Consider the following 12964-nt stretch of genomic DNA (forward strand, 5'->3'; position numbering starts at 1 on the left):
ATGCTTTCGGTTGGCCGGGCGTTCGCGCCCCTTCATCGATGTCAGCGAGGAACCGCATGTCTGTCAAACCTGCACCCACCACTGTTTCGATCCACGACCTGATCGCGGGCCGCTGGAGCCCGCGCGCGTATTCGGACGAGCCGATCAGCGCCGCCGATCTGCACGCGGTGCTCGAAGCCGCGCGCTGGGCGCCGTCCGCCTACAACGCACAGCCGTGGCGCTTCATCGTATTCGATCGCACGCAGGACGAAGCTGCATTCAAGCGCGCCTTCGCGACGCTGGTGCCGTTCAATCAGGGCTGGAACGCGCCGGCACCGGTGCTGATCGCGGTGACCGCGCATACGCTTACGGCGAAGGGCGAGCCCGCGCCGACGGCACTGTACGATGCGGGCGCGGCCGCGATGTCGCTTGTGCTGCAGGCGCACGCGCTGGGCCTCGCCGCGCACCAGATGAGCGGCTTCGACCCGAAGGCGTTCCGCGATGAATTCGAGATTCCGGCCGACGTCGCGATTCCGGCGCTCATCTCGCTCGGCCACTACGGCAACGTCGAGAAGCTCGATCCCGTGCTGCGCGACCGCGAAAAGGCGCCGCGCACGCGTCATGCGCTCGGCGAAGTCGTCTACGCGGGTGCATGGAAGAAGGGCTTCGACGCCGCCGCCTGATCCCGCACGCGGGCGCGGCTGCAGCGTGCACCCGCTCGCGCCTGCCACGGCCGCGCGTCGCCCGCGCACGAGCGCCGCGTCCGCGGGCCGGTCGCGCGGCAGCGGCGGTCGCCCCGGTTGTGATCCGGCGGGCTTCATGATAAAAAGCCCGTCCTTTCCGTTTTCGCGCCGGCCATGCTGCGGCACCTTCCGATGACTTACTGCGCGATCGATTTCGGCACGTCCAATTCCGCCGTGGCGCTGCCCGACGGCGATGGCATGCGCCTCGCGCCCGTCGAGGGCGACCACCTGACGCTGCCCACCGCGATCTTCTTCAACAACGACGAAGAGACGGTCGAATACGGCCGGGCGGCGCTGGCGTCCTATATCGACGGTTTCGACGGCCGCCTGATGCGCTCGATGAAGAGCATCCTCGGGTCGCCGCTCGCGGAAACGACGACCGATCTCGGCGACGGCAGCGCGATGGCGTACACGGAGATCATCGCGCGCTTCCTGACGCACCTGAAACGCAAGGCCGAGGCACGCGCGGGCGCGCCGATCGGCCGCGCGGTGCTCGGCCGGCCGGTGTTCTTCGTCGATGACGATCCGCGCGCCGACCGCCTCGCGCAGCATCAGCTCGAAGCGGCCGCGCAGTCGGTCGGTTTCAAGGACGTGCATTTCCAGTACGAGCCGATCGCGGCCGCGTTCGACTACGAGTCGCGCCAGCAGGCCGAGCGGCTCGTGCTGGTGGCCGACATCGGCGGCGGTACGTCGGACTTCTCGCTGGTGCGGGTCGGCCCGGATCGGATGGCGCGCCTGGAGCGCAAGGACGACGTGCTCGCGCACCACGGCGTGCACGTCGCGGGCACCGATTACGACCGGCGCGTCGAGCTCGCGGCAATCCTGCCGGCGTTCGGCTACCGCGCGCTCGATCCCGAAGGGCGCGAGCTGCCGAACCGGATCTACTTCGATCTGGCGACCTGGCACCTGATCAACACGGTCTACACGCCGAAGCGGCTGGGCGAGCTGAAGCTGATGAAGCACCTGTACCGCGACGTACGGCAGTACGACCGGCTCACGCGCGTGGTCGAGCAGCGGCTCGGGCATGCGCTGATGGCGCGTGCGGAAGAGGCGAAGATCGGCGTTGCGGCGGGCGGGGAGACGATGATCGACCTGAACGACGTGGAAGAGGATCTGCAGATTGCGTTCGATGCGGACCGCCTCGTCGCGGCGAGCGTCGACGACACCGCGCGCATCGTCGATGCCGCGCGCGAGACGGTGCGGCTCGCGGGCGTCGCGCCGCGCGACGTCGGCGCACTGTATTTCACCGGCGGCTCGACCGGCCTCGCGTTCCTGTCGGGCGCGCTGGCGGCCGCGTTCCCGGACGCGCAGCCGGTGTTCGGCGACCGTCTCGCCAGTGTCGCGACGGGGCTCGGCATTCACGCGCAACGGCTGTTCGGCTGAGCGAGTGCAAAAATCCAACACGGCCGACGGCCGTTCGGATTCCCGGCGCCAACATGATTGGCGCGCCGGAAAACAAAAAGCCCCGCCGAAGCGGGGCTTTTTTACACGAAATATCGCGCCGAACTTAGACCGGACGGATGTTCGCAGCTTGCAGACCCTTCGGGCCCGTCTTCACTTCGAATTCAACCTTCTGGTTTTCTTGCAGCGTCTTGAAGCCTTCGACGCGGATTTCCGAGAAGTGCGCGAACAGATCGTCGCCGCCGCCTTCCGGGGTGATGAAGCCGAAGCCCTTTGCGTCATTGAACCACTTGACGGTACCGGTTGCCATGTTACTTGTTCCTAAAAAAATAAAACGGGGCCGAGGCCCATGGGGTGCGGAAAATCAAGGAAGGGGGTAATAGGACCAACCGGAGTACCGTTGATGGGCGAACTACGAAAGAACCAATTCACTCGCCGCTTGAAATCCTGCAAAGTCATTTATACGGCTTATTGGATCGGCGGTCAACCGTATTTCCATACTGTCAGGGTTATTGCGGAGTTCAGGTTTACAAAGCTTGCACGCGCTGCGGAATTTTTGTAGGGGCTGAACGATTTTGGCGCCAACTTGCAGGTGCAACCGTTAAACTACGCGCCGCGCGGACCCGGTTGCCCCGATCGGATGACGGGTTCCCCCAAGAATGCGTGCGCGGTGCTATCCGAGCCGATCCCGGACAGCGAGCCGACCATGCTTTTTGAGACACAGGAGAGGATGTGAAGAGTTCTATTCAACGGAACATCGGCCCGTTTGCATTGATGCTGACGGGGCTGGGTTCGATTATCGGCTCGGGCTGGCTGTTCGGTGCCTGGAAGGCCGCGAAGATCGCCGGTCCGGCGGCGATCTGCGCATGGATCATCGGCGCGGTCGTGATTCTCGCAATTGCACTGACGTACGCCGAACTGGGCGCGATGTTCCCCGAATCGGGCGGCATGGTGCGCTACGCCCGCTACTCGCATGGTTCGCTGGTGGGCTTCATCAGCGCGTGGGCCAACTGGATCGCGATCGTATCCGTGATCCCGATCGAGGCCGAGGCGTCGATCCAGTACATGAGCACGTGGCCGTATCCGTGGGCGCATGCGCTGTTCGTGAACGGCGAATTGCAGACACTGGGCCTGCTGCTGTCGGCCGTGCTGGTCGTCATCTACTTCATGCTGAACTACTGGGGTGTGAAGGCGTTCGCGCGTGCCAATACCGCGATCACGATCTTCAAGTTCCTGATCCCCGGCCTCACGATCCTCGGCCTGATGCTCTCGAGCTTCCATTCGGAAAACCTCGGCACCGCATCCAGCGCGAGCTTCGCGCCGTACGGCTGGTCGGCCGTGCTGACGGCGGTTGCGACGAGCGGCATCGTGTTCGCGTTCAACGGCTTCCAGAGCCCGGTGAACCTGGCCGGTGAAGCGCGCAATCCGTCGCGCAGCGTGCCGTTCGCGGTGATCACGTCGATCCTGCTCGCACTCGTGATCTACGTGCTGCTGCAAATGGCGTATATCGGTTCGGTGAATCCGGCCGACGTCGCGAAGGGCTGGGCGCACTTCAACTTCTCGTCGCCGTTCGCGGAACTCGCGATCGCGCTGAACCTGAACTGGCTCGCGATCCTGCTGTATGTCGACGCGTTCATCAGCCCGAGCGGCACCGGTACGACCTACATGGCGACGACCACCCGCATGATCTACGCGATGGAGCGCAACAACACGATGCCGAAGATGTTCGGCAACGTGCACCCGATCTACGGCGTGCCGCGCCAGGCGATGTGGTTCAACCTGCTCGTGTCGTTCATCTTCCTGTTCTTCTTCCGCGGCTGGAGCTCGCTCGCGGCGGTGATCTCGGTCGCGACGGTGATCTCGTACCTGACCGGCCCGATCAGCCTGATGGCGCTGCGCCGTTCGGCGACCGACATCGAGCGTCCGCTGTCGATTCCGCTGATGAAGCTGATCGCGCCGTTCGCGTTCGTGTGCGCGTCGTTGATCCTGTACTGGGCGAAGTGGCCGCTGACGGGCGAAATCATCCTGCTGATGATCGTCGCGCTGCCGGTGTATTTCTACTTCCAGGCGAAGTCGGGCTGGACCGGCTGGGGCGCGGACCTGAAGGCCGCATGGTGGCTGGTGGCGTACCTGCCGACGATGGCCGTACTATCGCTGATCGGCAGCAAGGAATTCGGCGGTCACGGCTTGATGCCGTACGGCTGGGACATGCTGATCGTCGCGGCGATCTCACTGGTGTTCTACTTCTGGGGCGTGAATACCGGTTACCGGACCCAGTATCTCGACGAGCGTGAGGCGCACGACGAGATCCTCGAAGGGGTCGGTGCCTGATCACGCGTGACCTGTCGCTGGAATCGGCGGCGACAGGAAGCGTAAAAAGGCCCGCTCGAGCATGGCTCGGGCGGGCTTTTTTGTTTGGCCGCGCCGGCGTTGCGGCCGGATTCAGGCGGCCGCGCTCGCAAACACGTAGTTCGTCATCGCGAGCACGCGCTGATACGTGCCGAGCGACTGGATGCCGAGCCGGTAATCGTCGTCGGCCGCGCCGAGGGCGGTGAATACGGGCAGCAGATGCTCGTCGGTCGGATGCATCAGCGCCGCATGCGGCGCCTGCCGGCGGTAGTCGAGCAGCGCATCGACGTCGCGTGCGGCAAGCTTCGCCTCGAACCAGTCGGTGAATTCGGCGACGCGCGGATCCGCATCCTCCGGCGCCGCGCTGAAATCGGCCGCGCGCAGGTTGTGCGTGATCTGGCCGGAGCCGATCACCATCACGCCTTCGTCGCGCAGCGGCCGCAGCGCACGGCCAAGCGCGAAGTGATGGGCCGCGTCCGCACGCGGCTGGATCGACAACTGCGCGACGGGCACGTCGGCTTCCGGGAACATCAGCAGCATCGGCACCCATGCGCCGTGGTCGAGGCCATGCTCGGTCGTCGCGGTCGCGATGCCCGCCGCGTTCAGCAGTGCGGCCGCCCGCTCCGCGACGTCGGGCGCGCCCGGCGCAGGATAGCGGATGTCGTACAGCGCCTGCGGAAAGCCGTAGAAGTCGTGGATCGTTTCCGGATGGGCGGCGACGCTCGCGACCGGCTGCTGCGTGCCCCAGTGGGCGGACAGCATCAGCACCGCGCGCGGGCGCGGCAGCTCGCCGCCGAGGTGCGTGAATGCGCCGGACGGAAGCGTCGGGTCGATCGGCAGCGTGGGGGCGCCGTGGGACAGGTAGAGCGACGGCAAGCGGTTCATGATGGAAACCTGCAAGTAGGAATTGCCTATGACTATAGGCGCGCACCGGACATTGATAAACACGTCAAAAGGAATTTGATTCGATCGTGTCTGTTGATGATTGCGGTGATTCCGGGCGCGTAGAAGCGTGCGTGGCCTTGCGGTCGCAGGTTCGAGCCGGTACGTGGTGGAATCGACGAAGATGCGCGCCTGATGGCGCCCGTACGGTACGCGGCGGCGGCTTACAGCGCCGGCCGGATGCCGGCCCACGGCGTCGTCATCGGCGCGCTGAGTGCGAACAGGTCGAGCACGCGCGTGACGGTCTGGTCGACCAGTTCCTCGATCGTCTTCGGCATTGCGTAGAACGCCGGCAGCGGCGGAAACACGATGCCGCCCATTTCGGTCACGGCCGTCATGTTGCGCAGATGCGCGAGGTTGAACGGCGTTTCGCGCACCATCAGCACGAGACGGCGGCGTTCCTTCAGCGTGACGTCGGCCGCGCGCGTGATCAGGTTGTCCGACAGCCCGTGCGCGACGCTCGCGAGCGTCTTCATCGAGCAGGGCGCGATCACCATTCCGTCGGTCGCGAACGAACCGGACGCGATCGTCGCGCCCACATCGCGCACCGAATGCACGACGTCCGCACGGCTTTCGACGTCGGCCTTCGACAGCTGCAGTTCATGCTGGATGTTGAGCCAGCCGGCGTTCGAAACCAGCAGATGCGTTTCGACGCCGCCGGCGGCGCGCAGCAGTTCGAGCAGCCGCACGCCGTAGACCGCGCCGGTCGCGCCGGTGATCGCGACGATCAGCCGACGTTGCGGCGCGCCGGGAGATGCCATCGGAACGAGGGTGTTACGCGGCCGCGAACAGTTGCTGCAGTTCGCCCGACTGGTACATCTCCATCATGATGTCCGAGCCGCCGATGAATTCACCCTTCACGTACAGCTGCGGGATGGTCGGCCAGTTCGAGAATTCCTTGATGCCCTGGCGGATTTCGTCGTCCTCGAGCACGTTGACCGTCTTGAACTGGTCGACGCCGCAGGCTTTCAGCACCTGCACGGCGCGGCCCGAGAAGCCGCACATCGGGAATTGCGCGTTGCCCTTCATGAAGAGCACGACCTGGTTTTCGTCGACGATTTGCTTGATGCGTTGTTGGGTGTCCATGACTGACCTTGCGTTTGCGGGGCGTTAGAACGAAATGATAGCGGATTTCAACCGGGCGGGCCGGCCATTAGCCCGGCAGGCGGCCGCCCGTCGTGCGTTCGATCGCGGCGAGATCGGCGAGCGATTCGACCGCGACGAAGCCGCGCGACACGAGCAATGCACGCACGGCTTCGGCCTGGTCGTAGCCGTGCTCGATCCACAGCGTGCCGCCCGGCTTCAGGTACGCGCCGGCGCCCGCGACGATCGTGCGGATCGCGCTGAGGCCGTCGGCGTCGTCGGTGAGCGCCCCGCGCGGCTCGAAACGCAGGTCGCCCTGCGCGAGATGCGGATCGTGCCGCGCGATGTAAGGCGGGTTGCTGACGATCGTGTCGAACGCGAGCGCCGGGTCGAGCGCCGCGTACCAGTCGCTCTGCAGCCAGTGCAGCGGGCCGCCGGGGCGGCGCGCGTCGAGCAGCTTGGCGGCGTTGCGCCGCGCGACGTCGAGCGCGGCCGGCGAACGATCGAGCGCCCACACGCGCGCGTCGGGGCGCTCGGCCGCGATCGACACGGCGATCGCGCCGCTGCCGGTGCCGAGATCGAGCACGGCGGGATGCGGCCGCCCGTCGATCGCGTCGAGCGCGGCTTCGACGAGCAGTTCGGTTTCGGAGCGCGGGATCAGCACGTCGGGCGTCACGTCGAACGGCCGGCCGAAGAATTCGCGCATGCCGACGAGCTGCGCGACCGGCTCACCGGCCATGCGGCGTGCTTCGAGCGTGCGGTAGCGTTCGATCGCGGCGGCGTCGAGCGGGGCGTCGCCGCGCGTGATCAGCTGCGTGCGCGTCCAGCCGAGCGCGTACGCGAGCAGCACGCGCGCATCGACCGCGTCGAGCGGTGAAGCGCGCAGCAGTTGGTCGGCGGTGAGCTCGGGCATCGCGGCCTCAGTCGGCGTCGCCGAGCGACGCGAGCAGTTCGGCCTGGTGTTCGGTGACGAGCGCGCCGATCAGTTCGTCGAGATCGCCGTCCATGAGCGCCTCGAGGCGATACAGCGTCAGGTTGATCCGGTGGTCGGTCATCCGGCCCTGCGGGAAGTTGTACGTGCGGATTCGTTCCGAGCGGTCGCCGGAGCCGATCAGGCTCTTGCGCGTCGCGGCTTCCTTCGCGTGCTGCTCGTGATACTGCTTGTCCTTGATGCGCGCGGCCAGCACCTTCAGCGCGCGATCCTTGTTCTTGTGCTGCGAGCGGTCGTCCTGGCACTCGACGACGATGCCGGTCGGGATGTGCGTGACGCGCACCGCCGAATCGGTCTTGTTGATGTGCTGGCCGCCCGCGCCCGACGCACGAAACGTGTCGATCCGCAGATCGGCCGGGTTGATCTCGACCTCGCCGATCTCGTCGGCTTCCGGCATCACCGCGACCGTGCACGCGGACGTGTGGATGCGCCCCTGCGTCTCGGTTGCCGGTACGCGCTGCACGCGATGGCCGCCCGATTCGAACTTCAGGCGCGAATACGCGCCCTGGCCGGCGATCCGCACGATCACTTCCTTGTAGCCGCCGAGATCCGACGCGCTCTCCGACATCATCTCGACCTGCCAGCGCTGGCGCTCCGCGAAGCGCAGGTACATGCGCAGCAGGTCGCCCGCGAACAGCGCCGATTCGTCGCCGCCGGTGCCCGCACGGATTTCCAGGAAGATGTTGCGGTCGTCGTTCGGGTCCTTCGGCAGCAGCATCTTCTGCAGCTCGCCTTCGAGGCGGACCATGCGCTCGCGCGCGCTGCGAATCTCGTCTTCGGCGAAATCGCGCATCGATGCATCGGCGAGCAGCTCCTGCGCGGCCGTCTCGTCGCTGCGCGACTGGCGCCACAGCGCATACTGCTCGACGACCGGGCCGAGTTCCGCGTGTTCGCGCGTCAGCTTGCGGTACTGGTCGAGGTCGGCCGTGACGTTTTCACGGCTCAGCAGGTCGTTCAGTTCGGCCAGCCGGGTGGACAGCTGGTCGAGCTTGCGTTGCATGCTCGTCTTCATGGTGTGGAGCGGCGCTCCCGGGCAAGGGTATTCAAAAGGATAGGCCGGCGGCAGGCAACTGCGGGCCGGCGGCAGGACAACCGGGCGGCGCTAGTGGCCGGACGGGTCGTTCGAGCGCGGTGCGTGCTGGTAGAAGCCGCGCATCAGGTCGATCAGCGAATCGCGATCGGCGCCGTTCACGCGATTGAGCGCGCTCGTCGGGCCGTGGATCAGCTTGTTGGTCAGCGCCTGCGACAGCGCTTCGAGGACGGCGGCCGGATCGTCGCCGCGTGCGAGCAACTTCTGCGCCTTCTCGACTTCGGCGCGACGCAGCGCGTCGGCCTGCGTATGCATGTGACGGATCACCGGCACGACGCTGCGCGTGTCGAGCCATTGCATGAAATTCTGCACGCGCGTCTCGATGATCGTCTCGGCCTGCGCGACCGCCGCCTGGCGCGAGGCGTTGCCTTCACGCACGATCGCGCCGAGATCGTCGACGGTATAGAGGAATACGTCCTTCAACTCGCCGACTTCCGGCTCGATGTCGCGCGGCACCGCGAGGTCGACCATGAAGATCGGCCGGTGGCGGCGCGCCTTCACCGCGCGCTCGACCGCGCCCAGGCCGATGATCGGCAGCGTCGATGCGGTACACGACACGATGATGTCGAATTCGTGCATGCGGGTCGGCAGATCCGACAGCGGCATCGCACGGCCGTTGAAGCGTTCGGCAAGCCGCTGCCCGCGTTCGGCGGTGCGGTTCGCGATCACCAGTTCCCGCGGGCCTTGCGCGGCGAAGTGCGTCGCGCACAGCTCGATCATCTCGCCGGCGCCGATGAACAGCACGCGCTGATCCGACACCTTTTCAAAGATGCGCTGCGCGAGGCGGACCGCCGCGGCGGCCATCGACACCGACTGCGCGCCGATCTCGGTCGTGCCGCGCACTTCCTTCGCGACCGCGAACGTGCGCTGGAACAACTGGTTCAGGTAGGTGCCGAGCGCGCCGGCTTCCGTCGCGGTGCGCACCGCGTCCTTCATCTGGCCGAGAATCTGCGTTTCGCCGAGCACCATCGAATCGAGGCCCGACGCGACGCGGAATGCGTGCCGGACCGCTTCCGACTGCGGCAATGCATAGACATGCGGCGCGAGTTCGTCGACGGGAATCCGGTGATATTCGGACAGCCAGCGGATCGCGCCTTCACGCGCGGCCCGGTCGTCGGTCGCGCAATAGAGCTCGGTGCGGTTGCAGGTCGACAGGATCGCCGCTTCAGGTGCGTTGGGCGCCTGCGGGCCGAGGAACACGTTCTTGAACGTGACGAGAGCCGGCTTGATTTGCTCGAGCGGAAACGCCACGCGTTCGCGCAGGGCGACAGGCGCAGTGTGGTGATTGATTCCGATCGTGAGGAGTTGCATATCGAGGGCTATCGTTTAGCCCCATATTATAGCGTTTCAGCGATTTCCTCACTCGCGACATACCGCGTATCAGCGTCGCGTGGCCTCGAATTTGGGGGCTCGATCGGTACGCGATCGAGCTGGTAGCCATAGCCATAGAGCGGCAGGAGCCGGTAGCCGTGCTCGGGAAGCAGCTGCAGTTTGCTGCGCAGGCGTGACGCATGCGTGTCGAGCGTGCGCGACTTCATGTCGCGGCGGCGGCCCCAGACCGTCTCGAGGATATGGGCGCGCGACACGGGCCGCGACAGGTTCGCGAACAGCAACTGCGCGAAGCGGAACTCCTTCGGCGTGAGCGAGACGGCCGTGTCGCCGAAGCGCACGATGCTGTGCGTCGCATCGAATGCGTATTCTCCATACATTTCGCGCGACCGGTTCAGCGGTCGCCGGACGCCGGCGCGGCGGCTCAGCGCGTTGACCCGCGCGAGCAGCTCGGGGCCGCTCACCGGGCGTACCAGACAATCGTCGGCGCCCGCGTGCAGGCACGACACGATTTCGCTTTCGCGCGGCAGCTGCATCACGACGATCGCCGGCAGCCCTGGCAGGACCGCCTGCGCGCGCGGAATGACTTCCTCGGCCGGCTGGTCGCCGGCCCAGCTGCCGGTGATCAGCATGTCGCAGGTATCGTTGGCGAGCCACGCGAAAAACGCCGCGCTGGATGAAAACGTGTGACACACGTGACCGCCGGCGAAGAGCAGGCGGTTCAGGAGTGCGGCATGACGTGCCTCGGGATCGATCAGGGCGATTCGCATGTGGATTTCTTCAGTACGGCTGCCGGTGCGCGCTTGCCATAACGTCGGCTCGGCCCCTACACTCGAATGTTCCCGGCGCCCGGCAGGTCCTGGGTTCGATGGATGAATCGATGCTAGCCGCTGGGAACGTTCACGCCTATGGGACGAATCTGAATTTATAGAAGGCGTCGAATGAACTGGTTTGGAATCGTTGTCCTGGGAGCCGCCGTCGGGCTGTTCGGCCGGTGGCTGCATCCGATGCGGCGCACGGGGCGGCCGGCATGGTGGATCGCGGTGCTGGTCGGCATCGCGGGCGCGGTCATCGCGCGCATCGCCGGCAATCTCTCGGGACTGTTTTACGATGGCGAGACGCTCGAATGGCCGGTCTGCACCGGCATCGCGTTCCTCGCCGTAGCCATGACGGTCGCACTGTCGGCCCGTCGCTGAATGCTCTCAGGTGAAATCATGAACGCCCGTCTCCCCGAAGTCTCGTCGGTGCCGGCTCGCCTCGCGCTGCTGCGCGGCGCGATGGTCCGCGAGGACCTGGCCGCCTATCTCGTGCCGTCCGCCGATCCTCACCTGTCCGAGTACCTGCCCGAACGCTGGCAGGCGCGCCGCTGGCTGTCCGGTTTCACGGGTTCGGTCGGCACGCTGGTCGTCACCGCCGATTTCGCGGGCCTGTGGGTCGACAGCCGTTACTGGGTGCAGGCCGACGCGCAGCTCGCGGGTACCGGCGTCCAGCTGATGAAGATGATGGGCGGCCAGCAGAGTGCGCCGCACGTCGACTGGCTCGCGCAGAACGTGCCGGCCGGTGCGACGGTCGGCGTCGACGGCGCCGTGCTCGGCGTTGCGGCCGCTCGCGCGCTGACCTCCGCGCTGAGCGCGCGCGGCATCGCGTTGCGCACCGATTGCGACCTGCTCGACGCGATCTGGCCCGAGCGGCCGGGGCTGCCCGGCGACGCCGTGTTCGAGCACGTGGCGCCGCAGGCCGACGCGACGCGCGCGAGCAAGCTCGCCGAAGTGCGCCGCGCGATGCACGCGCAAGGGGCGCAATGGCATTTCGTGTCGACGCTCGACGATCTCGCATGGCTGTTCAACCTGCGCGGCGCCGACGTCAACTTCAACCCCGTGTTCGTCGCGCACGCGATGATCGGTCCCGATCGCGCGACGCTGTTCGTCGCCGACGGCAAGGTGTCGCCGGCGCTCGCCGCGTCGCTCGCGCAGGACGGCGTCGAGGTCCGTGCATACGATGCGGCACGCGCGTCGCTCGCGGCGCTGCCCGACGGCGCGACGCTGCTGATCGACCCGCGCCGCGTGACGTTCGGCACGCTCGAGGCGGTGCCGGCCGGCGTGAAGCTGATCGAGGCCGTGAACCCGTCGACGTTCGCGAAGTCGCGCAAGACGGCCGCCGAGATCGAGCACGTGCGCGTGACGATGGAGCACGACGGCGCCGCGCTCGCCGAATTCTTCGCGTGGTTCGAGCAGGCCGTGAACCGCGAGACGATCACCGAGCTGACGATCGACGAGCAACTCACGGCCGCGCGCGCCCGCCGCCCCGGCTACGTGTCGCCGAGCTTTGCGACGATCGCCGGCTTCAACGCGAACGGCGCGATGCCGCACTATCGCGCAACGGCCGAATCGCACGCGACGATTGCCGGCGACGGCCTGCTGCTCGTCGATTCGGGCGGCCAGTACACGACCGGCACGACCGACATCACGCGCGTCGTGCCGGTCGGCACGGTCAGCGACCTGCAGCGCCGCGATTTCACGATCGTGCTGAAGTCGATGATGGCGCTGTCGCGCGCACGGTTCCCGCGCGGCATCCGCTCGCCGATGCTCGACGCGATCGCGCGCGCGCCGATGTGGGCCGCGGGGCTCGACTACGGCCACGGCACCGGGCACGGCGTCGGCTATTTCCTGAACGTGCACGAAGGTCCGCAGGTCATCTCGCACTACGCGCCGGCCGAACCGTACACGGCCATGGAAGAGGGGATGATCACGTCGATCGAGCCGGGCGTGTACCGGCCCGGCAAGTGGGGCATCCGGATCGAGAACCTGGTCGTGAACCGCGCCGGCGGGCAGACCGAGTTCGGCGACTTCCTCGCGTTCGAGACGCTGACGCTGTGTCCGATCGACACGCGCTGCGTGCTGATCGAGATGCTGCATGAAGAAGAACGCGCGTGGCTGAACGCGTATCACGCGACGGTGCGCGAGCGCGTCGGCCGGCACGTGAGCGGCGACGCGAAGGCGTGGCTCGACGCGCGCACGCAACCGATCTGACGCAACGCGCAACATACGATACCGGCCG

General features: G+C 66.8%; 13 protein-coding genes. 5 read left to right on the forward strand and 8 right to left on the reverse strand.

Translation table 11 applies throughout. The features are described from left to right. The first annotated feature begins 56 nt into the window (after positions 1-56). Both O1Q03_RS30040 and O1Q03_RS30045 read left to right on the forward strand, forming a co-directional pair. Positions 57-662: a nitroreductase family protein gene (locus O1Q03_RS30040; RefSeq protein WP_269507763.1), complete on the forward strand. Its 606-nt coding sequence runs from the start codon at positions 57-59 to the stop codon at positions 660-662. Positions 663-854: 192 nt separating this feature from the next. Continuing rightward, positions 855-2105 (forward strand): Hsp70 family protein, encoded by a 1251-nt coding sequence (locus tag O1Q03_RS30045; protein ID WP_269507838.1) that lies wholly within the window; start codon positions 855-857, stop codon positions 2103-2105. A 124-nt stretch (positions 2106-2229) separates the two neighbouring features. Here O1Q03_RS30045 and O1Q03_RS30050 read toward each other — a convergent pair whose 3' ends face one another. Beyond that, a complete protein-coding gene (locus O1Q03_RS30050) occupies positions 2230-2433 on the reverse strand; it encodes a cold-shock protein (protein WP_006477070.1) in 204 nt (67 codons plus the stop codon). Positions 2434-2855: 422 nt separating this feature from the next. Between O1Q03_RS30050 and O1Q03_RS30055 the strand changes: the two genes are divergently transcribed. Then, a complete protein-coding gene (locus O1Q03_RS30055; RefSeq protein WP_269507766.1) occupies positions 2856-4454 on the forward strand; it encodes an APC family permease in 1599 nt (532 codons plus the stop codon). A 111-nt stretch (positions 4455-4565) separates the two neighbouring features. Here the strand turns inward: O1Q03_RS30055 and O1Q03_RS30060 are convergent, their stop codons facing one another. From O1Q03_RS30060 to O1Q03_RS30090, 7 genes are all read right to left on the reverse strand, one after another. Further along, positions 4566-5357: a DODA-type extradiol aromatic ring-opening family dioxygenase gene (locus O1Q03_RS30060; RefSeq protein WP_269507770.1), complete on the reverse strand. Its 792-nt coding sequence runs from the start codon at positions 5355-5357 to the stop codon at positions 4566-4568. 221 nt (positions 5358-5578) lie between these two features. Next, complete coding sequence (locus O1Q03_RS30065) at positions 5579-6175, reverse strand: UbiX family flavin prenyltransferase (protein WP_269507773.1); 597 nt, start codon at positions 6173-6175, stop codon at positions 5579-5581. 13 nt (positions 6176-6188) lie between these two features. After that, positions 6189-6500, reverse strand: a complete 312-nt coding sequence (gene grxD / locus O1Q03_RS30070) for a Grx4 family monothiol glutaredoxin (protein WP_011883132.1) — start codon at positions 6498-6500, stop codon at positions 6189-6191. Between the two features lie 67 nt (positions 6501-6567). Beyond that, positions 6568-7410, reverse strand: coding sequence for a peptide chain release factor N(5)-glutamine methyltransferase (gene prmC, locus O1Q03_RS30075; RefSeq protein WP_269507777.1), 843 nt, complete (start codon positions 7408-7410; stop codon positions 6568-6570). Positions 7411-7417: 7 nt separating this feature from the next. Next, on the reverse strand, positions 7418-8500 hold the full coding sequence (gene prfA / locus O1Q03_RS30080; RefSeq protein ID WP_269507779.1) for a peptide chain release factor 1: 1083 nt from the start codon (positions 8498-8500) through the stop codon (positions 7418-7420). 90 nt (positions 8501-8590) lie between these two features. After that, complete coding sequence (gene hemA, locus O1Q03_RS30085; protein WP_269507782.1) at positions 8591-9889, reverse strand: glutamyl-tRNA reductase; 1299 nt, start codon at positions 9887-9889, stop codon at positions 8591-8593. A gap of 26 nt (positions 9890-9915) precedes the next feature. Beyond that, positions 9916-10677 carry a response regulator transcription factor gene (locus O1Q03_RS30090; RefSeq protein WP_269507785.1) on the reverse strand — a complete coding sequence of 254 codons (762 nt, stop codon included), beginning with the start codon at positions 10675-10677 and terminating at the stop codon, positions 9916-9918. A 171-nt stretch (positions 10678-10848) separates the two neighbouring features. Here O1Q03_RS30090 and O1Q03_RS30095 point away from each other — a divergent pair, with 171 nt between their 5' ends. Together O1Q03_RS30095 and O1Q03_RS30100 are read left to right on the forward strand one after the other, a co-directional pair. Beyond that, positions 10849-11103, forward strand: a complete 255-nt coding sequence (locus tag O1Q03_RS30095) for a hypothetical protein (protein WP_269507788.1) — start codon at positions 10849-10851, stop codon at positions 11101-11103. Between the two features lie 18 nt (positions 11104-11121). Further along, on the forward strand, positions 11122-12936 hold the full coding sequence (locus O1Q03_RS30100) for an aminopeptidase P family protein (RefSeq protein WP_269507790.1): 1815 nt from the start codon (positions 11122-11124) through the stop codon (positions 12934-12936). The last annotated feature ends 28 nt before the right edge of the window (positions 12937-12964 follow it).

Origin of the sequence: Burkholderia sp. IMCC1007 (genome assembly GCF_027257875.1) — a bacterium.
In the GTDB taxonomy this organism is placed as follows: Bacteria; Pseudomonadota; Gammaproteobacteria; order Burkholderiales; family Burkholderiaceae; genus Burkholderia.